The 21,635-nt window shown below is 69.3% G+C and carries 19 protein-coding genes; 13 read left to right on the top strand and 6 right to left on the bottom strand.

Features of this window, described 5'->3' with window-relative positions; genetic code table 11:
* The first annotated feature begins 76 nt into the window (after positions 1-76).
* Entirely contained in the window at positions 77-964 is an 888-nt protein-coding gene (locus A37U_RS0103120) for a methylenetetrahydrofolate reductase (protein WP_026196820.1), read from the top strand.
* Positions 965-975: 11 nt separating this feature from the next.
* Positions 976-2,643, top strand: a complete 1,668-nt coding sequence (locus tag A37U_RS0103115; protein ID WP_020495148.1) for a DUF885 domain-containing protein — start codon at positions 976-978, stop codon at positions 2,641-2,643.
* On the opposite strand, the gene A37U_RS0103110 is transcribed toward A37U_RS0103115, so the two are convergent.
* On the bottom strand, positions 2,638-3,201 hold the full coding sequence (locus A37U_RS0103110; protein ID WP_020495147.1) for a GNAT family N-acetyltransferase: 564 nt from the start codon (positions 3,199-3,201) through the stop codon (positions 2,638-2,640). The two genes, A37U_RS0103115 and A37U_RS0103110, sit on opposite strands and share 6 nt — an antisense overlap.
* An 11-nt stretch (positions 3,202-3,212) precedes the next feature.
* On the bottom strand, positions 3,213-3,719 hold the full coding sequence (locus A37U_RS0103105; RefSeq protein WP_020495146.1) for a YbaK/EbsC family protein: 507 nt from the start codon (positions 3,717-3,719) through the stop codon (positions 3,213-3,215).
* Positions 3,720-3,960: 241 nt separating this feature from the next.
* Here A37U_RS0103105 and A37U_RS0103100 point away from each other — a divergent pair, with 241 nt between their 5' ends.
* From A37U_RS0103100 to coaA, 3 genes are all read left to right on the top strand, one after another.
* Positions 3,961-4,413, top strand: a complete 453-nt coding sequence (locus A37U_RS0103100) for an SAV_6107 family HEPN domain-containing protein (protein WP_169526802.1) — start codon at positions 3,961-3,963, stop codon at positions 4,411-4,413.
* A gap of 65 nt (positions 4,414-4,478) precedes the next feature.
* Positions 4,479-5,369: a maleylpyruvate isomerase family mycothiol-dependent enzyme gene (locus A37U_RS0103095; RefSeq protein ID WP_240437475.1), complete on the top strand. Its 891-nt coding sequence runs from the start codon at positions 4,479-4,481 to the stop codon at positions 5,367-5,369.
* Positions 5,370-5,516: 147 nt separating this feature from the next.
* Positions 5,517-6,443, top strand: a complete 927-nt coding sequence (gene coaA / locus A37U_RS0103090) for a type I pantothenate kinase (protein WP_026196819.1) — start codon at positions 5,517-5,519, stop codon at positions 6,441-6,443.
* Between the two features lie 153 nt (positions 6,444-6,596).
* Here the strand turns inward: coaA and A37U_RS0103085 are convergent, their stop codons facing one another.
* Positions 6,597-11,243, bottom strand: coding sequence for an ATP-dependent helicase (locus A37U_RS0103085; protein ID WP_020495142.1), 4,647 nt, complete (start codon positions 11,241-11,243; stop codon positions 6,597-6,599).
* Positions 11,244-11,353: 110 nt separating this feature from the next.
* On the opposite strand from A37U_RS0103085, the gene A37U_RS0103080 reads away from it, so the two are divergent.
* Positions 11,354-13,141, top strand: a complete 1,788-nt coding sequence (locus A37U_RS0103080; protein ID WP_020495141.1) for an Hsp70 family protein — start codon at positions 11,354-11,356, stop codon at positions 13,139-13,141.
* Positions 13,142-13,151: 10 nt separating this feature from the next.
* Complete coding sequence (locus A37U_RS0103075; protein ID WP_026196818.1) at positions 13,152-13,346, top strand: DUF3046 domain-containing protein; 195 nt, start codon at positions 13,152-13,154, stop codon at positions 13,344-13,346.
* Here A37U_RS0103075 and A37U_RS0103070 read toward each other — a convergent pair.
* Entirely contained in the window at positions 13,343-14,092 is a 750-nt protein-coding gene (locus tag A37U_RS0103070; protein WP_020495139.1) for a GNAT family N-acetyltransferase, read from the bottom strand. The two genes, A37U_RS0103075 and A37U_RS0103070, sit on opposite strands and share 4 nt — an antisense overlap.
* A gap of 48 nt (positions 14,093-14,140) precedes the next feature.
* Complete coding sequence (locus A37U_RS55290; protein WP_476707417.1) at positions 14,141-14,716, bottom strand: pyridoxamine 5'-phosphate oxidase family protein; 576 nt, start codon at positions 14,714-14,716, stop codon at positions 14,141-14,143.
* A gap of 241 nt (positions 14,717-14,957) precedes the next feature.
* On the opposite strand from A37U_RS55290, the gene recA reads away from it, so the two are divergent.
* The 6 genes from recA (at position 14,958) to A37U_RS0103035 (ending at position 20,669) form a co-directional block, all read left to right on the top strand.
* Positions 14,958-16,001 (top strand): recombinase RecA, encoded by a 1,044-nt coding sequence (recA, locus tag A37U_RS0103060; RefSeq protein WP_020495136.1) that lies wholly within the window; start codon positions 14,958-14,960, stop codon positions 15,999-16,001.
* Positions 16,002-16,004: 3 nt separating this feature from the next.
* A complete protein-coding gene (locus tag A37U_RS0103055; protein WP_020495135.1) occupies positions 16,005-16,538 on the top strand; it encodes a regulatory protein RecX in 534 nt (177 codons plus the stop codon).
* A 180-nt stretch (positions 16,539-16,718) separates the two neighbouring features.
* On the top strand, positions 16,719-16,997 hold the full coding sequence (locus tag A37U_RS0103050) for a hypothetical protein (RefSeq protein ID WP_020495134.1): 279 nt from the start codon (positions 16,719-16,721) through the stop codon (positions 16,995-16,997).
* 138 nt (positions 16,998-17,135) lie between these two features.
* Positions 17,136-17,969, top strand: coding sequence for a hypothetical protein (locus tag A37U_RS0103045; RefSeq protein ID WP_020495133.1), 834 nt, complete (start codon positions 17,136-17,138; stop codon positions 17,967-17,969).
* A 38-nt stretch (positions 17,970-18,007) separates the two neighbouring features.
* A complete protein-coding gene (locus tag A37U_RS0103040) occupies positions 18,008-19,912 on the top strand; it encodes a fumarate reductase/succinate dehydrogenase flavoprotein subunit (protein ID WP_020495132.1) in 1,905 nt (634 codons plus the stop codon).
* Between the two features lies 1 nt (position 19,913).
* The gene (locus tag A37U_RS0103035) at positions 19,914-20,669 is read left to right on the top strand and encodes a succinate dehydrogenase/fumarate reductase iron-sulfur subunit (protein WP_020495131.1); all 756 of its coding nucleotides are present in this window, start codon (positions 19,914-19,916) and stop codon (positions 20,667-20,669) included.
* A gap of 39 nt (positions 20,670-20,708) precedes the next feature.
* Here A37U_RS0103035 and A37U_RS0103030 read toward each other — a convergent pair whose 3' ends face one another.
* Positions 20,709-21,611 carry an amino acid ABC transporter permease gene (locus tag A37U_RS0103030; protein ID WP_020495130.1) on the bottom strand — a complete coding sequence of 301 codons (903 nt, stop codon included), beginning with the start codon at positions 21,609-21,611 and terminating at the stop codon, positions 20,709-20,711.
* Between the last annotated feature and the right edge of the window lie 24 nt (positions 21,612-21,635).

The following is a 21,635-nucleotide window of genomic DNA, read 5'->3' as shown; positions in this document are numbered from 1 at the left end:
ATGACCCGCACGAATCGGGCTTACCTTGTCACACAGCACTCTACGGGGCCGCGGAAAGTGACTAAGGTTGTTCGTTATGACCTCGGTAGTACAACGACTGGAAACTGGCCAGCCAACGTTCTCCGTGGAGTTCTTCCCTCCTCGTGACGCGGAGGACGAGCAGATCCTCTGGCGGGCCATCCGCAATCTGGAAGTGCTCGATCCGGCCTATGTCTCGGTCACCTATGGCGCGGGAGGACACAACAGGGACCGCACCATCCGGACCACGGGCAGGATCGCGAGCGAAACCACCCTGGTGCCGATGGCGCACCTGACCGCGGTCGACCACTCGGTCACCGAGCTGCGCAATGTGCTCGGCTGGTACGCGGCCGTCGGCGTGCAGAACGTGCTCGCGATCCGTGGTGATCCGCCAGGGGACGTGGACGGGGAGTGGATCCCGCACCCCGAGGGGCTGCGCTATGCCGAAGAACTCGTGGAGCTCGTGCGCGAGCTGGGCGACTTCTGCGTCGGGGTCGCCGCCTCGCCGTACGGACACCCCCGTTCCACCGACCTGGAAAGCGACACCAAGTACCTGATACGCAAGCTCAACGCGGGCGCGGACTTCGCGATCGCGCAGCTGTTCTTCGCCCCGGAGGACTTCCTCCGGCTGCGGGACCGGATCGCGGCCGCCGGCTGCGAGAAGCGGATGATCCCCGGGATCCTCCCGCTGACCACGAAGAAGACCCTCACCAAGACCGCGGAGCTTTCCGGGGCGCCGATCCCGGACTGGCTCGCGCGCACGCTCGACCCCTACGCAGACGACCCCAAGGGGTTCCGGGCCGCGGGCATGGATGTGATCACCGAGAACTGCCGCAGGCTGCTCGACGAGGGCGTGGACAATCTGCACTTCTACACCTTCAACCGGTCCAAGGCGACCAGTGAGCTGGTCGAACGTCTCGGCCTGGTGCCCGCGCGCACCGGGTAACGTGCTCGGGCATGCGAGACGACAGCGTGCATGCCCGGGTGGATGAGTACGTTCGCGACTATGTCGGGCTCGACCCGGTCACCGCGACCGTGATCGGTGAGCAGGGCAGTGATGCCCTGCTCACCGATTTCTCTCCGGAGGCGGTGACCGAGCGGGCCGAACTCGGCAAGCGGGCGCTGGCCGAGGTGCGGCGCATCGAACCGGCCGATGATGCCGAACGGATCGCCAAGGCCGTGTTCACCGAACGCATGGAGATCGCGGGGGAACTGTTCGACGCCGGCGAGGAAATCGGTGCGCTCAACGTCATCGAGAGTCCCGTGCACTCGCTGCGCGAGGTGTTCGACCTCATGCCGGCCGAAACCGAACAGCAGTGGGCCACCCTGGCCGCGCGCATGCGTGCCCTGCCACGTGCCCTCGAACAGGTGCGCGCGGGACTCGAGCAGGCGGCCCGCGCCGGGCACACCGCCGCGGTGCGCCAGGTGGACAAGGTCGCCACGCAGTGCGCGCGCTGGTCGGGGGACGGTGGCCGGTCCTATTTTCACGGGCTGCTGGACGACGCCCCCGAGGCGCTCGCCGATGAGCTCGGGGCGGCCGCGAACACGGCGGCGGGCGCGTATGCGGGGATGAGCGAGTACCTGCGCGAACAGCTGGCCCCGAAGGCACCGCGCGCGGACGCGGTCGGCGCGGACCGGTACCGGCTGCACTCCCGGCAGTTCACCGGGGCGGCGCTGGATCTGGACGAGGCCTATCAGTGGGCCTGGGAGGAGTTCGCCCGGATCGAGGCCGAGATGGTCGAGGTCGCCGGGCGCATCGAACCGGGCGCGAGCCCCGCGCGGGCCGCCGAGCTGCTGGACGCCGATCCGCGCCACCGGGTCACCGGCACCGACGGGCTCGCGGCGTGGCTGCAACAGGTCTCCGACGAGGCGCTGAGCTCCCTGCGGGACACGCACTTCACGCTCCCCGATGAACTCATGCGGCTGGACTGCAAGATCGCCCCGCCCGGTGGGGTGCTCGGCGCGTACTACATCGGGCCGACCGATGATTTCGGCAGGCCGGGCAGCATGTGGTGGTCGGTGGACCACGAGCAGCCGAGCTTCCCGGTCTGGCGGGATGCGACCACCGTGTACCACGAGGGGGTTCCCGGGCATCACCTCCAGGTCGCGACCGCCGTCTACCACGCCGACCGGCTCAACCGGTTCCAGCGCCAGCTGTGCTTCATCTCCGGACACGGCGAGGGCTGGGCGCTCTACGCCGAGCAGCTGATGCGCGAGCTCGGCCACCTCGGTACGGATCACGCTCTGCTCGGTCTGCTCGACGCACAGATCTTCCGCACAGCGCGGGTGCTCGTGGACATCGGCATGCACCTCGAACTGTCCATCCCGGCGGGCACCGGGTTTCACGAGGGGCAGCGGTGGTCGCCCGAACTCGGCCTGGAGTTCATGACCACGCGCACCCTCGGCGCGCACGACTACCTCGCCGACGAGGTGGACCGCTACCTCGGCTGGCCAGGGCAGGCGCCCTCGTACAAACTGGGCGAACGCGCCTGGCTGGCCGCGCGGGAGCAGGCCCGGTCCCGGGCGGGGGAGTCGTTCGACAGCAAGGCTTTCCACGGGCGCGCGCTCGAATTGGGCCCGATCGGGCTCGACGCGCTCGGTGCCGAGCTGGCGCGGTCGCTATAGCGGCAGGGTGCGGCCGAGCACAGCGAACGGTCGCGGATCGCCGACGAACTGGTGCCTGCGGAGCACATCCAGGAAACCGAGCCGGCGATAGAGCCGCCAGGCCCTGCTCTCGCCCTCCGGGGTGGACAGCAGCACGTGCCGGGAGCGCGCATCCCGGAGCAGTGAGCGCAGCAACCGCTCCCCGAGACCGGTGCCCTGCCGGTCCGGGCGCACGTGCAGCTCGGTCAGCTCGAAGTAGTCGCTCATCCAGGCCGATGCGGCCGCCTCGCCCCCGGTCTTGAGCAGCCCGCTGCGCACCTGTTCGTACCACCACTGGCCGCGCTGACCGGTGTAGCCGTACGCGATCCCGGAAAGCGAGTCGCCGTGCAGCGCCGCGACACAGCGCCAGCCGGGGCGGAGCATGTGCGCGAGCCACATCGGGGCCCGCGCGTCCACCGTCCCCTTCGGATAACCCATCGCCTCGACATAGATCGAGAGCGCTTCCCGCAGATGTGCCCGAAGATCCTCCACGGTGAACTCGAGGATCTGGGCGTCGTCTGGTTTCTGCTGCGGCGTCATGGCCGTTCCGGTCAGGCGACGATCGCTTCGGAGCCGCCGGTGAGTGCCACCAGATCGGCGAAGGTGGTCGGGTAGACCGTCTTGGGATGCCCGGCGGCGGCCCAGACCACCGGATGCTCGGCGAGCGCGCGGTCCACGAGGGTGCGGATCGGTTCCGGATGCCCGACCGGGGCGACCCCGCCGATCACCTGGCCGGTGTGCTCACCGACGAATGCCGCATCGGCCTTGCCGACCGTGTCCGCGCCGACGAGTCCGGCGAGTTTGCCGGTGTCCGCACGATGTGCCCCGGAGGTGAGCACCAGCAGCGGGCTCCGCCGGGTTCCGTGCACGGCGGCGAACACGAGGCTGTTCGCGATGGCGCCCGGTACGACGCCCAGTGCCGCTGCCGCGGCCGCCGCGGTGCGCACCTCGTCACCGAGGACGCGAATGCCCTCGGCCGCCTCCCGCTGGCCGGAGGCGAGCAGGGCGGCGCGCACTGTCGCCACCGAGCGGTGATCGGTCTCCGGCTGCGCGGTCATATCGCTCCTCACCTCGTCCCTGCCGTGGACAGGGGTTTATCAGATCACGCGGCGCCACCTCGGCGATACCGGGTTTGACCGCGCCGCGAGGGAAGGGGGGTTGAGCGGGGACGTCCGGCGAGCTACAGTGGTGTTCGAACATACGTTCGATAAACCTTCGGTGAGGTCCGGAGACGTCGGAGAAGGTCTCCGGTGCCTGTCTTCGGTGGTTGTCTTCGACGATGTCTTGGAGGAGGACGGAATGTCGGCGCTCATTGATTTCCCGGTCGGCGTGCGGCGTGGACCGGGGCGGGTCCTGGAGCGGAAGGTGGCGTTCGACCCGGCCTCGGCTGCCGTACCGCTGCTGCGCGAGGCCGACCGCGCCCTGCTCGAAGCGGAGTGGGAGGCGGAACCGACGGGCAAGTTCACCTCCGCCTATCTCGCCGCGCTGCGTGGTGCGGCCGCGATGCTCGCGCTGCGCGGGCGGCCGCACCGGGGCAGGTCCAAGCCGACGAGCGCGTGGCTGCTGTTGTCGAAGGTGGCCCCGGAGCTCGGCGAGTGGGCGGAGATCTTCGCCGCGGTCTCCCCGGTCAACGCCGCGGTCAGTGCGGGGATCCACAAGCCGATGACGGCCGGGTTCGCCGAGGACATGGTGCGCAAGACCGGGCAGTTCCTCGCGGTCGTGGAACGCGCGATGCCCCAGCGGGAGCCGTGATCGTGCACGGAGCCACCGGTACCGCACCGAGGACGCCGAGGCAGTGGCGTTCCCGGGGGCCGGTGATGAGCGAACCTCCGGGGGCGGCGCGGTTCGTGAAGCGGGGGAGTGATCGGGGAAGGGAGACGGGGACGGTCATGGGTGAGCCGGGCATCGACTATGGGCGGATGCTCGAGGTGCTCGACCTCGAGGTGGAACTGCTCGCCGATGCCACCTACCGGGCGCCCGGCGACCGGGTGGTCACCGCTTGCCCCAGTTTCACGCTCAGCGAGACGGCCCGGCATGTCGGGGCCATCTACCGGATGCTGTTCACCTGGCTCAGCGACGGGGTGCGGCCCATGGAATGGCGACGTACCCCGAAGAAGGGGCAGCCGGTCGTGGACTATCTCCGCGAGGGCTACGCCTCCTTGCGGTCCCGGTTCGCCGTGCACGATCCCGCGGATCCGTGCGTCACCTGGTACCCACCCCAGCAGCACTACGGATTCTGGGTGCGCAGGATGCTGCACGAGACCACGGTGCACCGATGCGACGCGCAGATCACGGCGGGGATCGACCGGGACCCGGTCGCGCAGGAGATCGCCACCGACGGAGTGGACGAGGTGCTCTCGGTCTGGTTCGAGCACCGGCTCGCCGAGCTCGGGATCCGGGCGAACAAGACAGCGGGCGTGCTCGTGGAGACCGGGAGCAGGCGCTGGCTGGCCCGGATGAGCAGGCAGAACATCGAGGTGCACGAGGTCGAGGGGCAGGGCGAACGGCTCGGTGAGGACAACGGCAAGGTGCGGTACGTGGTGGATGCCGTGGTGCGCGGTTCCCCCCTCGAGGTCTACCTGTGGCTGTGGGGCCGGGTGCCGTTCGGCAGGGGGTTCGTCGAGGTGACCGGTTCCGCCGGGGAGGGGACCGAACACGAGGACGCTGTCGCCCAGATGTGGGCCTTGCTACGCCTGGCGACCCGGTGACTCGTACGGGCCGTCCGCGTAGCGCTCGCGGATCCGCAGGGCAAGGTGTTCTGCATTCCGGCGCCGCGTTGACAATGAGTTCGCCGTGTGATTGAGGCCATATCCTGCGAGGATGAATCCGGCGGGGTGCACGTGCAGACTGTGCGGGTGCCTCGCGTCCGCGAACTGAGCCCGTATGTCGAACTGAACCGTGACCAGTGGCGAGAGTTGCGGGCCACCACACCGCTTCGCCTCACCGATGTGGAACTGAACAGACTGCGCGGTATCGGCGAATCCATCGTGCTCGATGAAGTGGCCGATATCTACCTGCCGCTGTCCCGGTTGATCAACCTTCAGGTGGCGGCCCGGCAGCGGCTGCACGCCGCCACGACCACGTTCCTGGGGGAGCGTGCCGAGCGGGTGCCGTTCGTGATCGGGATCGCGGGCAGCGTCGCGGTCGGCAAGTCGACCACCGCGCGATTGCTGCGCGCGCTGCTCGCGCACTGGCCGGATCATCCGAGGGTGGATCTGGTGACCACGGACGGCTTCCTGCTCCCGACCGCGGAGCTGGAACGGCAGAACCTCATGCACCGCAAGGGTTTCCCGGAGAGCTATGACCGGCGTGCCCTGGTGCGGTTCGTCTCGGAGGTGAAGGCGGGCGCCGAGGAGGTGCACGCCCCGGTCTACTCCCACCTGAGCTACGACATCGTGCCCGGAGAATCTCAGGTGGTGCGCAAGCCGGACATTCTGATCGTGGAGGGGCTCAACGTCCTCCAGCCCGCCGCCCGGCTCGCGGTCTCCGACCTGTTCGACTTCTCGATCTACGTGGACGCGCACGTCGAGGACATCCGAAACTGGTACGTGAACCGTTTCCTGCGGCTGCGGGATACCGCCTTCGCCGACCCGCAGTCCTACTTCCACCACTACGCCGCGCTCACCGATGAGGAAGCACGGGCCACTGCGGCCGGGATCTGGACGAGCATCAACGAACCCAACCTGGTGCACAACATCCGCCCGAGCCGGGGCCGGGCCAAACTGGTGCTGCAGAAGGGGCCCGATCACTCGATCAACCGGGTGCGGCTGCGCAAGCTCTGAACGCCGCGGGTCTCGAAGTGCGTCTGATGGCTCTCGTCCGTCGCGAGCGGGAGTCAGCGTGGCGGGTGTCCCGCGGGACACCCGCGCCCGAGGTCCGCAGGGGTGGAGGAATGAGCCGCAGCGCAGCGGGACGCGGAGTCCTCGGATGTCCTCTCAGGCGCGCAGCCGCAGTCCGGACGGGGTGGAGCGGAACCCGGCCTCGGCGAGGACCCCGTGCAGCGCCGAGGTGAGCGCGGAAGCGCCATCGGCCTTGCGCACGGTGAGGGTGTCGAGCCTGCCGTCGTGCACCGCCTCGGCCAGTGCGCGGGCCGCGGCAGCGAGCAACGACTGGTCCTCGGTGAAGCTCAGCAGCGAGCGGCCGCCGCGTTCGAGGTAGAGCGACGGTGCCCCATCGGTGAGCACGACCACGGCCCCGGCCTTGCGCCCTGGCCGGTGCCGCGTCTCACCGAGCGCTTCCGGCCAGGCGAGCGCGGCCCCGTAGGGCTGTGCCGGATCGGTCGCGGCGAGCAGGAGTACCGAGCCCGGAGCGGTTTCCCCGTCGCGGCCGCCCGGTTCGCCGGGTCCCGCGAGTGCGCGCAACCGGTCGACGGCGCCGTGCGCGGCGAACTGCGCCGCCCCGAGCCCCTCGACCACGTAGCCACGCACCACCTGGCCGGATTCCTCCATCGCCCGCAGCACCCGGTACACGCCGGAGAATCCGCCGCTGACCCGTTCGGTCTCCAGCGCGCCCCTGGTGAGCACCCCGTGCCGTTCGAGGAACACCTCGGCGCGCGCGTGCGCCCGCCGGGTCGGCCCGGTGTCCCGTGCGGGAATCAGCGACCAGCGCCCGGCCACCGTGGGCGGGCCGGTGCGTGAGGGCATCGGGGCGCGGCCGTAGCTTCCGCGTACCCGGGCGTAGCGTCCGCGCGCGGGCGGGCGGCGCTGGCGGTGCGCCGTGCCCGATCCGGACAACAGCGCGCGCAGCGGGCTGAGCGTGTCGTTGGTGACCAGGCCGGCCCAGACCAGATCCCACAGCGCGGCGACCAGATCCGCGTCCGCCGGTACCTGTTCACCTTCGGCGGAAAGGGCGGCGCCCACCTTGTCGGCGAGCTGCCGGAAGAACAGTGCTCCGCCCTCGAGCGCGTCCCGCAGCCGGCGGTGCACCGCGGTGTCCGGCGGGTCCGGCTCCGCCTCGGGGAGCACGAGCTCGGCGATATCGGCCGGGGCGAGGCAGAGCCAGCCGTCGTTTCCGGCGAGTGTCCCGCATCCAGTCCACACCACCTCCCCGGCCGCGGTGAGCTCGTCGAGCAGCGCGGGGGAGTAGCCGGGCAGCCGGGAGCGGAACACGAGCGGTTCGAGCGCGGAGGCCGGCAACGGCACTCCGGCGAGCTGCTCGACCACGCCGAGCACGTCGTCCACGGTCGGCGCGGCGTTCAGCCGGGACCGCCTGCGTTCCGCCTCGTCGGCGGGTGGCGCCGCGATCCCGTGCCAGACCGGGAGGAACCGGCCGAGCGCGCGCTGCTCCACCGGTTCGACTTCTGCGCGCAGCCGGGCCAGCGAGGCGCGCCGCAACCTGCGCAGCACCTCGGCGTCGCAGTACTCGATGCCGCCGGTGCCCTCGGGATGCAGTTCGCCGCGCACCAGTCGCCCGGAACCGGCCATCCGCTCGAGTACCCCGGTGACCACCGAGACGCCGAGCCCGAACCGGGTGGCCGCCTCGCTCGCCGGGAACGGCCCACGGCAGCGGGCGTAGCGGATCAGCAGCTCGCCGAGTGGATCGGCGACCGGTTCGAGGAACGCCTCGGGGATCCCGACCGGAAGGGCGACCCCGAGCGCGTCCCGGAACCGGCCCGCGTCCTCGATCGGGATCCACCGCGGCGCGCCCGCGATGCGCACCTCGAGGACCCGCCGGTCCCGTTCGAGCTCGGCGAGCCAATCCGGTTCGATGCCCCGCTCGGCAGCCTCCTCGGTGCTCAGGTCGCCGAGAAAACGCAGCAGATCGGCGGCCTGTTCGACAGAGGTGGCCCGGCGATCCTCGGCGCGCCGCTGCAACTGCGCCTCGATCTCGGCGAGCACATCCGCGTCGAGCAGTTCCCGGATCGCCTCGGTGCCGAGCAGTTCCGCGAGCAGCGTGGAGTCCAGCGAGAGCGCCGCGGCCTTGCGCTCGGCCATCGGGATCTCGCCCTCGTAGAGGTACATCCCCACATAGCCGAACAGCAGGCTGCGCGCGAACGGGGACGGCGCCTGGGTGGTCACGTCCACCACCCGGATCTTGTGCGTGCGGATCTCGGTCAGCAGCGTGCGCAGCCCGGGAACGTCGTACACGTCCTGGATGCACTCCCGCATCGCCTCGGCGACCACGGGGAACTGTTCGAACCGTGCGGCGACCGAGAGCAGCTGCGCGGCGCGCTGGCGCTGCTGCCACAGCGGGGAACGCTTGCGCGGGTCGCGGCGCGGCAGCAGCAGTGAGCGCGCCGCGCATTCCCGGAACCGCGCGGCGAACAGCGCCGAGGAGCCGAGTTCCGCGGTGATCACCTGGGCGATCTCCTCGGGATCGAGCAGCACATCCTCGGCGAGGATCAGCGGATCCCGCTCGGTCTCGGTTTCCTCGAGCTGTTCGAAGGAGGTGGGCAGCCGCAGCACGATCCCGTCGTCGGAGTGCGCCAGCTGCACGTCGAGGCCGCGCCGCTCGCGCAGCCGCGCGCCGATCGCCAGCGCCCACGGGGCGTTCACCTGGGCGCCGAACGGGGAATGCACCACGACCCGCCAGTCGCCGAGCTCGTCCCGGAACCGCTCCACGAGCACCGTGCGATCACTGGGCACCTGCCGGGTCGCCGCACGCTGTTCGTCCACATAGGACAGCAGGTTCTGGGTCGCCCATTCGTCGAGACCCGCCGCGGCGCACCGGTTCCGCGCCGGGTCCGGGTCCGCGGAGGAGATCTCCCGCAGGAACGCGCCGACCGCCTTGCCCAGCTCGAGCGGGCGCGCAGGCGTCTCGCCCTTCCAGAACGGCATCCGCGCGGGTATCCCGGGAGCGGGGGTCACGACTACCCGGTCATGGGTGATGTCCTCGATCCGCCACACCGAGGTGCCGAGCAGGAAGGTGTCCCCGACCCTGGACTCGTAGACCATCTCCTCGTCCAGCTCACCGACCCGGCGGCCGGTGCGCGCGCCGTTCTCGTCCGGTGGCGTGGTCACCGTGTACAGGCCGCGGTCCGGGATGGTGCCCCCGGAGGTGGCCGCGAGCCGCTGCGCTCCCGGGCGCCCGCGCAGGGTTCCGGTGACCCGGTCCCAGGTGATCCGCGGGCGCAGTTCACCGAAGTCCTCGCTCGGATACCGCCCGGAGAGCATGTCGAGCACCGCGTGCAGCGCATGCTCGGGCAGCGCGGCGAACGGTGCCGCCCGGCGCACGAGCGCGGCGAGCCGGTCGAACTGCCAGTCCTGGACCGCGACCATGGACACCACGTGCTGGGCGAGCACATCCAATGGATTGCGCGGGTACCGCACCGCTTCGATCGCGCCCTCGGACATCCGTTCGCTCGTCACCGCCGCGGACACGAGGTCGCCGCGGAACTTGGGGAACAGCACGCCCGCCGAGGCCGCGCCGACGTGGTGGCCCGCCCTGCCGATGCGCTGCAGCCCGGATGCCACCGTCGGCGGGGCCTCGACCTGTACGACGAGGTCTACCGCGCCCATGTCGATGCCGAGCTCCAGCGAGGAGGTCGCGACCACACAGGGCAGGGTGCCCGATTTCAGCTCCTCCTCGGCGATGGTGCGCCGTTCGCGGGACATCGAGCCGTGATGGGCGCGTGCGATCGTCGGCGCCGCGCCGTAGGAGATCCCGGACTCACCGATCGCCTCGGCGGGGAACTCGGTCAGCTCGACCGATTCCGCGGCGAGCTCGTTGAGCCGGGTGGTCAGCCGTTCGGCCAGCCGCCGCGAGTTGGTGAACACGATCGTGGAGCGGTGCGCGATGACCAGTTCGTGGATCCGCCGTTCCACCGCGGGCCAGATCGAGGCCGAGGGCTGGCCCGCGGTGTCGGTGTCCTTGTCCTCGCCGAGCGTGCCCAGATCCGGAACCGGGACCTGCACCGAGATATCGATGGTCTTCGCGCTCGGCGGGCGAACCACGGTGACCGGGCGGCCCCCGGTGAGGAAATCGCCGACCTCTTCGACCGGGCGCACCGTCGCGGACAGGCCGATGCGCTGGGGCTGGACGCCGGTCAGCTCGTCCAGTCGTTCCAGGGATAGGGTCAGGTGCGCCCCCCGCTTCCCACCGGCGAGGGCGTGCACCTCGTCCAGGATCACCGTGCGCACGCCGCGCAGCGACTCGCGCGCCTGCGAGGTCAGCAGCAGGAACAGCGACTCCGGGGTGGTCACCAGGATGTCCGGCGGCTTGGTGTGGAACGCCCGCCGTTCACCGGCCGGGGTGTCCCCGGTACGCATGCCGACGGTGATCTCGTCCACTGGTTCACCGAGGCGGCGTGCCGCGCCCCGGATCCCGGCCAGCGGGGCTCGCAGGTTGCGTTCCACGTCGACCGCGAGTGCCTTGAGCGGGGACACGTAGAGCACCCGGCAGCGGTGCTCGCGCTGCTGCGGCGGATCCGCGCTGGCCAGCGAATCGATCGCGGAAAGGAAGGCGGACAGCGTCTTGCCCGAACCGGTCGGGGCGACGACGAGGGTGTGCTCTCCGCGCCCGATCGCCGTCCAGGCGCCCTCCTGGGCGGGCGTCGGTTCGGCGAACGCCTCGCCGAACCACAGCCGGGTCGCCGGGGAGAACCCGTCGAGCGCGGCGGTCTCGGTTCGGTCGTCGGGGCACATGCCACCAGTGTGCGGCAGGAGTACGACATTTTTCGGGCGCGTACCCCGCGCCCGGGCTTGACATGGCACGATCACGTCGAAACAGCTGGGTGTGCGAACGAGGGAGAGCTGTGCACGTCCTATCGGTTGACCTCGGTACGTCGAACACGGTCGCGGTACTCGCCGCGCACGGCAGGCAGCCGCGCGTGGTCGAGATCGACGGTTCGGCCACCATGCCGTCCGCGGTGTTCGCCGCCGAGGACGGTTCACTCGTGGTCGGCAAGGACGCCGAACGCAGAGCTCGGCTCGATCCCTCCCGGTTCGAACCGAACCCGAAGCGGCGCGTCGACGAGCAGCAGTTGCTGCTGGGTGACCGGGTGATCACCGTGATCGACGCGCTCGCCGCGGTGCTCTACCGGGTCGGTGAGGAGACCGTGCGCCAGCTCGGCGGGCAGCGCCCGGACGAGGTCCGGCTCACCCATCCCGCGCAGTGGGGCGAGCTGCGCCGGGCCGCGCTCGTGCGGGCTGCGCGCGCCGCGGGCCTCGGGCACAACCTGCTGCTGGTCCCCGAACCGGTCGCGGCCGCCGCGCACTTCGCCTCCTTCCCCGGTAAGGCGCTCGCTCCCGGCCAGGCACTCGCCGTCTACGACCTCGGCGCGGGAACCTTCGACTGCGCGGTGGTCGGCGCCACCCAGAACGGCTACTCCGTGCTCGCCGAGGCCGGGCTCCCCGATCTCGGCGGGCTGGACGTGGACCAGGCGCTGTTCGAACACGTCGGCAGGCAGATCTCGCAGCACGATCCGGCGCGCTGGCAGCGGTTGATCCGCCCGCGGGAAACCGCCGACCGGCGGGCCCAGCGCGCGCTGCGCGAGGACGTCAAGGCCGCGAAGGAGGCCCTTTCCCGGCACCCGCAAGCGGATGTGCCGATGCCCGAACCCTTCGAGGACGTGCTCGTCACCCGTCCCGAGCTGGAATCGCTGATCCGGCCGAGCATGCTGCGCAGTGTCGAACTGCTCGCCGGGACCGTACGCGGGGCGGGCTTCGACCCCAACCGGCTCGCCGGGATCTACCTCGTCGGCGGATCGAGCCGGATCCCGCTCGTGGCCACCCTGATCGGCGAATCGCTGCATGTGGTGGCCACCAGCCTGGACCAGCCGGAGACCGCGGTGGCGCTCGGCGCGCACCACGTCTCGCGCGAGGGGATCGCCGGCCGCACCCAGGACTATCCGCGCAGCGCCCCCGCGCCCTGGTCGGCCCCACAGCAGCCCGGACCACAGCAGCAGCCCGGTTTCCCGCCTGGACATCCCGGCAGGCCACCGCAGGCGTTCCCGCAGCCGAACCCCGGATACCAGCAGGCTCCCGCGGCGGCGCAGCCCGCGGCCAAGCGGCGTCCGGGCAACCGCACCCTGATCGGTGCCGGTGCCGCCCTCGTGGTCGTCGCCGCGCTCGTGGTCGGCGGACTGTTCCTGTTCGACGGCTCGGGCAAGACCGTCGACGCGGCCGAATGCGGAAACCTCAGCGCGCAGCGGGACAGCGAGGGATTCACCGACTGCCTGCGCCAGCTCGCCGGGGACATCGGCGGGCAGGACAGCTGCAACTCGGCGCAGGGTAAGAACCCTGCCCCGATCGCGGTGACCTGCCGGGTCGATTCCGGGGCCCACACGCTCAGCTACTACCAGGGCAACGACACCCCGAAAGTGCCGGACGGGCCGAGTGGGGACAACAAGGAGATCACCGCCAGGTGGCAGGGCAACGGGCTCACCGGTGACTACACCGCGGGCAACGACGAGTCGGGCAAGGCCGTGCTCGAATTCAGCGTCCAGGGCAGGCCGATCGCGGGCAAGGTCGTCGCGGGCGCGGACAAGGACCCGAACAAGCTCGCCGACTACTTCGAACAAGAGGTCATGCCGGGCAGCTAAGCTGTACCCGATGAGGATGACGGTCTTCCGGGGATTGATGGCAGGCGAATTCGGCACCGCGCGCGCGGAGCTGCTCGCCGATTCGCATGTGTTCGCCGAACTCGGTGGTCGCACCATCGATCAGGCGCTGGACAACGGCTACGACCCGAAGCAGGTGTGGCGCACGGTGTGCGAGACCTTCGCCATTCCCAAGGAACGCCGTTAGATCGTGAACGGGATCGTCGTGGCCAGCCGGGTGAACCCGGTGCGCGCCAGGATCGGTTCGGAATCCGGGGAACAGTCCGAGTACAGATAGCGGTAGCCACGGGCCGCGGCAAGGGCGGCCCGGTGCGCGACGAGGGCGCGATACACCCCGCGGCCGCGGAATCCCGGGAGCGTTCCGCCGCCCCACAGGCTCGCGAATCCGGTGCCCGCATGGAATTCGATGCGGCCACCGCACGCCGGTTCCCCGTCCACCAGCGCGAGCACCAGGACCAGGTTCCCCTCGCGTGCCCCGGCCAGCAACCGGTCACGTATCACGGCGTGGCGGGTGTGGCCGAACGCGCCCCGTTGCACGGAAAGCAGCCGTTCGTATCCGGTTTCCTCGGTGACGGCGCGGATTTCCACCCCGGCCGGGGTGTACGGCGCCAGCGGTTCGGTCTCGGCCAGCATGAAGGCCTCGGGCTCCCCGGCGCGCAGCCCGGCCGCGCGCAACCGCTCGGGCAGGTCCGCGGGCCGGTCGTGCGAGTAGTACTTCCACTCGCCGCCGTGTTCGGCAAGCCACCGCGCCTCCGCGGCGATCACCTCGCCGGGATCCCCGCCGCCGTCGTAGTGCAGCACCGTCGGCGGAGCTTGCGCGGGCAGACAGCGGACCGTGTGCGCGGTGCGCTCGACCCGGTCCCCGGGTTGTTCGAGCGCCGGATCGAGGCGCAACCGGGCATCGAACTCGGCGAGTACCGCAGCGGTGTCCATGGTTTCAGCGCAGCAGGAACCGGTCCGCGCGGCAATGGGTTTTCCCGCTCACCAGCGCCAGCGCGTGTGGCTCGCGATACCCCTGCCGAAGCCGTACGCGGTCTCCGCGCCGATCCGGTACACCTCGGCCACCCCATCGCCGGTGTGCCGGAACGTTCCCTCGTGCACCGTGAATCGCCAGTCCTCGCCGTATTTCGCCACGTAGTCCTCGGCGAGCGAGCACAGCAGCTTGTGCCCGGTCACCCGTTCCGCGGTGCCGTTCAGCATGACATCGAACCCGCTCTCGAAGTCCCCGCCGCCGACGGTGAGCACGCAGTGCGGGTCGGCGGCCAGATTGCGGGCCTTCTGTTCCCCGGCCCGGTCGCGAAATGCGCGGCCCCGTCCCGCAGCACGAACAGCACCGGGGTTACGTGCGGGCAGCCGTTCCCGCGTACGGTCGACAGCCAGGTCAGCGTGCTCCTGCGCAGGTGCTCGAGCGCGTCCGGCCAGCTCACCGCCGTACCGCCGGGATCGCTGTAGCGCCGGTCTAGTTCGGTGACCGGGGTGTTCGCGGGCATGGGGCCTCCGTCGTCCGTGGTGTTCGTTCCGGTACCCCGTTCGACTCCGCGGCGCGCGCAACCTCATCGCACTCGCTCCCTGCGGGAGCTCGGCGCTTCGCGGGCGTTGTGTCGATGATTCGCTCGCGAGCTCGCTCATCGGCGTGTCCTGTTCGCTTCGAACAGGTGTTCGTCTATTGTGTTGTCCACAGCGGTACCCGGTATCCACAGATTCTCGGGCCGCCCTTGGATTGTCGGTCCTTGGTCGTAGCTTGGGCACGACAGCACGAAACAGAACAGACCTCGGACAAGGCAGGTGGTGGCTCACCATGGCACCGGCAGCACCCGACAAGGGCAAAGCGCTCGACCTCGCGATGTCGCAGATCGAGAAGCAGTACGGCAAGGGCTCGGTCATGCGGCTCGGCGAGGGAAGCAAGGCCCCCGTCGAGGTCATCCCGACCGGAGCCATCGCGCTCGACGTGGCGCTCGGTATCGGCGGCCTCCCGCGCGGGCGGGTCGTCGAGGTCTATGGACCGGAATCCTCCGGTAAGACGACCGTCGCTCTGCATGCGGTGGCCAACGCGCAGGCCGCGGGCGGGATCGCAGCGTTCGTGGACGCCGAGCACGCGCTCGACCCGGAGTACGCCAAGAAACTCGGCGTGGACACCGATGCGCTGCTGGTCTCCCAGCCGGACACCGGGGAACAGGCGCTGGAGATCGCGGACATGCTGATCCGTTCCGGCGCGCTGGACATCCTGGTCATCGACTCGGTCGCCGCGCTCGTACCCCGCGCGGAGATCGAGGGCGAGATGGGGGACTCGCACGTCGGCCTGCAGGCACGGCTGATGAGCCAGGCGCTGCGCAAGATCACCGGTGCGCTGAGCAACTCGGGCACCACCGCGGTCTTCATCAACCAGCTGCGCGAGAAGGTCGGCGTCATGTTCGGCAGCCCGGAGACCACCACCGGTGGTAAGGCGCTGAAGTTCTACGCTTCGGTGCGGCTCGACGTGCGCCGGATCGAGACCCTCAAGGACGGCGGAGAGCCGGTCGGCAACCGCACCAGGGTCAAGGTGGTCAAGAACAAGGTGGCCCCGCCGTTCAAGCAGGCCGAGTTCGACATCCTCTACGGGCACGGCGTCTCCCGGGAGGGCTCGCTGATCGATATGGGGGTCGAGCAGGGCATCCTGCGCAAGTCCGGCGCCTGGTACACCTACGAGGGCGATCAGCTCGGGCAAGGCAAGGAGAACGCCCGCAAGTTCCTCAAGGAGAACCCGGACATCGCCGACGAGGTGGAGAAGAAAATCAAGGAAGCGCTCGGGATCGGCGCCCAGCTCGACGCCGACGAGACCGAGCCCGCTCCCGTCGACTTCTGACCCGTGGCGGGCAAGAAGGAGATCCTCGATCCCTACGCGGCCGCGCGGGACACCTGCTACCGCCTGCTCGCCACACGTCAGCGCAGCACCAAGGAACTCCGGGATGCCCTGCTGCGCAAGGGGATCGACGAGGACACGGTCACGGGTGTGCTCGCCAAGTTCGAGAAGGCCGGACTCGTCGACGATGCCGCCTTCGCGGAGAGCTGGGCGCGCTCCCGGCACGCCGGTTCCGGCCTGGCCCGTAGCGCCGTGCGCACCGAACTTCAGCAGCGCGGTATCGACGCCGAACTCGCGGCGGAGGCGGCCGGGCAGATCGGCGAGGACGAGGAGCAGCAGCGCGCGCGGGAGATCGTGCGCAAGAAGCTGCGCGGTTCCTCCGGGGGCCCCGCGACTCCGGAGGAGACGGTGAAACTGCAGCGCCGTCTCGTCGGTGTCCTCGCACGCAAGGGGTATCCGGCCGGAACCGCGTACCGCATCGTTCGCGAGGAGCTCGGTGACCGGGCCGCGAACCTGGCCGACGCCGAAGAGATCGACTAGGAGCACGTTCGGCGCAGCGGGAAACACTCACTTCGCACTCCCGCGGGTACTGTGATGGATAGCACAGTATTGATCTACGATGTGTTACTTGTCACAACAACGGTGGCAAGGCACAGTCACAGACACCAGCCGTCGGGCACGACGTGGTGGTCGGCGGTGGACCAGCGGGAGGAGTGGGTTATGTCGAGCACGGACATCACCAGACTGCACGAGACGATCGGGCAACTCCGGGCTTGTGTGGGCAGTTTGCGCAGTCAGCTCGGCGACTCACCTGGGGTGCGCAGGCTCTATAACGATCTCGAACGCCTCGACATCGACGCCAGTGAAGTGGCCGGACCACGTGGCCGGGCGCGCCCGGTTCCCGAACAGGAGCGGGTCCGTATCTCCGACACCCCGTACGACCCGGACCTCTGGGCCGACGCGGACGACGAGGGTGTCGGAGGCAGCAGGGTCAAGTAGCTTCGCGGGCGGCAACTGGGTATGGTTCGGTATCCCCCATCAAGGACGGTGGGGGATACTTAACCGATTGGTGCGTACAAGCATCGATAAAACCGGTGAAACGGGACGGAATTCAATGAAGAATTCAGTGGCGCCGCGATGACCGCAAACGTGTCGGAGACGCCGAGGGCACCGTTACCCGAATCCGCGGAACGTGCGGGGCGGGCCCAGCTACCCGGAAAGACACTGCGAACCGATCGATGGTGGCTGCAACCGACCCTGACCGTGGCCGGGCTCGCGGTGTTCGTGATCTATGCGGGCGTGCGCGCTTTCATGGGCGCGTATTACTGGGTTCCCGCCTATCACTACCTGACGCCGTTCTATTCGCCGTGCACCACGGCCTCGTGTGCACCCGGATCACAGCACCTCGGCGCCTGGTTCGGTGAATTCCCTGCCTGGCTGCCGTACGGAATCATCGCGCTTCCCTTCCTGCTCGTGTTCCGGCTGACCTGCTATTACTACCGCAAGGCGTATTACCGTTCGGTGTGGTTCTCCCCGCCGGCCTGTGCGGTCGCCGAGCCGCGGGCCAAGTACACCGGCGAGACCCGGTTCCCGCTGATCGTGCAGAACGTGCACCGCTACTTCTTCTACGTCGCGGCCCTGCTCGCCCTGTTGAACACCTACGACGCGATCATGGCCTTCCATTCCCCGAGCGGATTCGGATTCGGCCTCGGTAACCTGATTCTGCTGCTGAACGTCGTCATGTTGTGGGCGTACACGCTTTCCTGCCATTCCTGCAGGCATGCCACGGGCGGGCGATTGCGGCATTTCTCGAGACACCCGGTCCGGTATTGGATGTGGACCCAGGTTTCGAAGCTGAACACGCGGCATATGCAATTCGCCTGGATCACCATCGGAACCCTCATCCTGGCCGATTTGTACGTGATGCTCGTTTCCGCGGGCGCGTTTCCCGATCCCCGATTCGTCGGCTGAACGGACCGGATCCCGATTCCGGACGACAAGGAGTTCTTGTGGCAGAGGTCGAACGACTGCCCTACGACGTCGTCGTGATCGGCGCGGGCGGTGCTGGCCTGCGCGCGGTCATCGAGGCACGCCAGCGCGGGCACCGGGTCGCCGTGGTGTGCAAGTCGCTGTTCGGCAAGGCACACACCGTGATGGCCGAAGGTGGCTGCGCGGCCTCGATGGGCAACGTCAACGACAACGACAACTGGCAGGTGCACTTCCGGGACACCATGCGCGGCGGGAAGTTCCTGAACAACTGGCGGATGGCCGAGCTGCATGCCAAGGAGGCGCCGGACCGGGTGTGGGAGCTGGAAACCTACGGCGCGCTGTTCGATCGCACCGCCGACGGGCGGATCAGCCAGCGCAACTTCGGCGGGCACACCTACCCGCGGCTCGCGCACGTCGGTGACCGCACCGGGCTCGAGCTGATTCGCACGATGCAGCAGAAAGTCGTTTCGCTGCAGCAGGAAGACCACGCGGCCACCGGGGACTACGAGGCCAACATCAAGGTGTTCGCGGAATGCACGGTCACCGAGCTGTTCACCGAGGGGGACCGGGTGACCGGGGCGCTGGCGTACTGGCGCGAGTCCGGCCGCTTCGTGGTGTTCGAAGCGCCCTCGATCGTGCTCGCCACCGGCGGCATCGGCAAGTCCTTCCAGGTGACCTCGAATTCCTGGGAGTACACCGGGGACGGGCACGCGCTCGCCGCGCGGGCGGGTGCCTCGCTGATCAACATGGAGTTCGTGCAGTTCCACCCGACCGGCATGGTGTGGCCGCCCTCGGTGAAGGGAATCCTGGTCACCGAAGGGGTGCGCGGGGACGGCGGGGTGCTGCGCAACGCCGAGGGCAAGCGGTTCATGTTCGACTACGTGCCCGAGGTGTTCAAGGGGCAGTACGCGGAGAGCGAGGAAGAGGCGGATCGCTGGTACGCCGACCAGAACGCGAACCGCCGCACCCCGGATCTGCTCCCGCGCGACGAGGTGGCCCGCGCGATCAACGCCGAGGTGAAGGCCGGTCGGGGATCCCCGCACGGCGGGGTGTTCCTGGACATCGCGAGCCGGATGTCGGCCGAGGAGATCAAGCGGCGGCTGCCCTCGATGTACCACCAGTTCAAGGAACTCGCGGATGTGGACATCACCGCCGAACCGATGGAGGTCGGGCCGACCTGCCACTACGTGATGGGCGGGATCGAGGTGGATCCCGATTCCGGGGCGGCGGCCGGGGTCCGTGGCCTGTTCGCCGCGGGGGAGTGCTCCGGCGGGATGCACGGCTCGAACCGGCTCGGCGGCAACTCCCTTTCCGATCTGCTCGTGTTCGGCCGCAGGGCGGGTCTCGGCGCGGCGAACCACGTCGAATCCGGGGCCGGAGACACCGGGATCCCCCAGGCCGAGGTGGATGCGGCGATGGAGCGCGCGCTCGCCCCGGTGACCGCCGAACAGGGAGAGAACCCCTACACCGTGCACGCCGAGCTGCAGCAGACGATGAACGAGCTCGTCGGGATCATCCGCACCGAGGCCGAGATCGCCGATGCGATCGGGAAACTCGAGACCTTCAAGCAGCGCGTGGCGGGCGTTTCCGTGAACGGGGTGCGCGAATTCAACCCCGGCTGGCATCTGGCACTCGACCTGCGCAACATGCTGCTGGTCAGCGAATGCGTGGCGCGCGCGGCACTCGAACGCACCGAGAGCAGGGGAGGGCACACCCGGGAGGACTATCCGGGAATGCGCGCACCCTGGCGCAATCAGCTCATCCAGTGTCTCTACACCGGGGGCGGGGTACGGCTGCACACGGTCGATCAGGTACCGATGCGCACGGATCTGCTCGAGCTGTTCGAGTACGAGGAACTGCAGAAGTACTTCACCGAGGAAGAACTCACCGGGCTCGCTACCGGCGCGACGACCGGGAAGGAGTGACATGGCCTACGATGCGCGGTTCAAGGTCTGGCGCGGCGACGCGGAATCCGGTCAGCTGTGCGATTTCACCGTCGAGGTCAACGAGGGTGAGGTGGTGCTGGACATCATCCACCGGCTGCAGGCTACCCAGGCACCGGACCTCGCGGTGCGGTGGAACTGCAAGGCGGGCAAGTGCGGCTCGTGTTCGGCGGAGATCAACGGCCATCCCCGGTTGCTGTGCATGACCCGGATGTCCACCTTTGCCGAGGACGAGACCATCACCGTCACACCGATGCGGACCTTCCCGGTGATCCGCGATCTGGTCACCGATGTGTCGTTCAACTACGAGAAGGCCCGCGAGGTCCCCGCGTTCACCCCGCCGCAGGATGTGGCCGCGGGGGAGTACCGGATGGCGCAGGTCGATGTGCAACGCTCCCAGGAGTTCCGCAAGTGCATCGAATGTTTCCTGTGCCAGGACACCTGCCATGTGGTGCGTGATCACGAGGACAACAAACGTTCGTTCGCCGGGCCGCGGTTCCTGATGCGGGTCGCGGAACTGGAGATGCATCCGCTCGACGCGGCCGACCGGGTACCCGCGGCACAGGAGGAGCACGGGCTCGGCTACTGCAACATCACCAAGTGCTGCACCGAGGTGTGCCCCGAGGGCATCCACATCACCGACAACGCGCTCATTCCGATGAAAGAACGCGTCGCCGACCGCAAATACGATCCGGTCGTGTGGCTGGGCAACAAACTGTTCCGCCGGGACAAGCGCTGACTTCGCTGCCGCGCCCCGCTGGGCGCGGCAGCGAAACGGTCACTGATTCTTGTCGTGCTGGCCCCCGCCGCTGACCTCGGTGCCCGAGGCGAGGGCGATCTGCTCGACCTGTTCGGCCTCCGGGCCCTCCAGGACCACGCGCTTCTTGCTGCGCCGGTTGCGCTTCTCCAGGTAGGTCGCCAGCCAGGACAGCAGCAGGCAGATCACGATGTAGATCGCGGCGACCGAGATCGCCGAGGGCACCGCGGGGTTGCCGAAATCGGTCTGCCCGCCGATGCCCTGGCGGAAGTAGTAGAGCAGCTCCTGGAACAGGATGAGTGAACCGAGCGCGGTGTCCTTGAGCAGCACCACCAGTTGGCTCACGATCGTGGGCAGCATCGCGCGCAGCGCCTGCGGGAGCAGGATCAGCAGCATCACCCTGGTTTTGCGCATGCCCAGTGCGTACGCGGCCTCAGCCTGCCCGTGCGGCACCGCGAGGATGCCCGCGCGGAAGATCTCGGCCAGCACCGAACCGTTGTAGAGCATCAGGCTGAGCACGACCGCGAGGAACGAACTGATCCCGCCGATGCCGAAGAACAGCAGGAACATCAGCACGAGCAGCGGGATCGCCCGGAACAGCTCGACGACGAACCCGGCCGGGATACGCACCCACCGGTGATCGGAGAGCCGGCCCGCCGCGAGCAGCGCGCCGAACACGAGGGCGAGCACCGCTCCGACGGCGAACGCCTCGAGCGTGCGCAGCAGCGCGGACACGATGCTCAGCTGGATCTGCTGGTACTCGATCCAGCTCCACAACTCAGGGTTGAACTGACCGCTGTCGGCGAGCCGGTAGATGACGAAGGCGAGGATGCCGAGGATGATGATCGTGCCGATCACGCCGTACAGGGCATGCCGTGCCCGCGCCTTCGGGCCGGGCAGGTCGGTGAGCACACTGGAGCTCATCGCACTCCCTCCCTGCGGGAGCCC

The sequence above is a fragment of the Sciscionella marina DSM 45152 genome (assembly GCF_000379465.1).
Classification (GTDB): Bacteria; Actinomycetota; Actinomycetes; order Mycobacteriales; family Pseudonocardiaceae; genus Sciscionella; species Sciscionella marina.
This window is presented reverse-complemented; position numbering and strand designations above follow the sequence as displayed.

What these genes read in the sequence shown, in the direction of transcription:
- A37U_RS0103035 (WP_020495131.1), top strand. Translation starts at nt 19,914, where the DNA reads ATGGCCTACGATGCGCGGTTCAAGGTCTGGCGCGGCGACGCGGAATCC.
- A37U_RS0103030 (WP_020495130.1), bottom strand. Translation starts at nt 21,611, where the DNA reads ATGAGCTCCAGTGTGCTCACCGACCTGCCCGGCCCGAAGGCGCGGGCA.
- A37U_RS0103075 (WP_026196818.1), top strand. Translation starts at nt 13,152, where the DNA reads ATGAGGATGACGGTCTTCCGGGGATTGATGGCAGGCGAATTCGGCACC.
- A37U_RS0103120 (WP_026196820.1), top strand. Translation starts at nt 77, where the DNA reads ATGACCTCGGTAGTACAACGACTGGAAACTGGCCAGCCAACGTTCTCC.
- A37U_RS0103115 (WP_020495148.1), top strand. Translation starts at nt 976, where the DNA reads ATGCGAGACGACAGCGTGCATGCCCGGGTGGATGAGTACGTTCGCGAC.
- A37U_RS0103100 (WP_169526802.1), top strand. Translation starts at nt 3,961, where the DNA reads ATGTCGGCGCTCATTGATTTCCCGGTCGGCGTGCGGCGTGGACCGGGG.
- recA (WP_020495136.1), top strand. Translation starts at nt 14,958, where the DNA reads ATGGCACCGGCAGCACCCGACAAGGGCAAAGCGCTCGACCTCGCGATG.
- A37U_RS0103105 (WP_020495146.1), bottom strand. Translation starts at nt 3,719, where the DNA reads ATGACCGCGCAGCCGGAGACCGATCACCGCTCGGTGGCGACAGTGCGC.
- A37U_RS0103045 (WP_020495133.1), top strand. Translation starts at nt 17,136, where the DNA reads ATGACCGCAAACGTGTCGGAGACGCCGAGGGCACCGTTACCCGAATCC.
- A37U_RS0103070 (WP_020495139.1), bottom strand. Translation starts at nt 14,092, where the DNA reads ATGGACACCGCTGCGGTACTCGCCGAGTTCGATGCCCGGTTGCGCCTC.
- A37U_RS55290 (WP_476707417.1), bottom strand. Translation starts at nt 14,716, where the DNA reads ATGAGGTTGCGCGCGCCGCGGAGTCGAACGGGGTACCGGAACGAACAC.
- A37U_RS0103085 (WP_020495142.1), bottom strand. Translation starts at nt 11,243, where the DNA reads ATGTGCCCCGACGACCGAACCGAGACCGCCGCGCTCGACGGGTTCTCC.
- A37U_RS0103095 (WP_240437475.1), top strand. Translation starts at nt 4,479, where the DNA reads ATGAGCGAACCTCCGGGGGCGGCGCGGTTCGTGAAGCGGGGGAGTGAT.
- A37U_RS0103110 (WP_020495147.1), bottom strand. Translation starts at nt 3,201, where the DNA reads ATGACGCCGCAGCAGAAACCAGACGACGCCCAGATCCTCGAGTTCACC.
- A37U_RS0103050 (WP_020495134.1), top strand. Translation starts at nt 16,719, where the DNA reads ATGTCGAGCACGGACATCACCAGACTGCACGAGACGATCGGGCAACTC.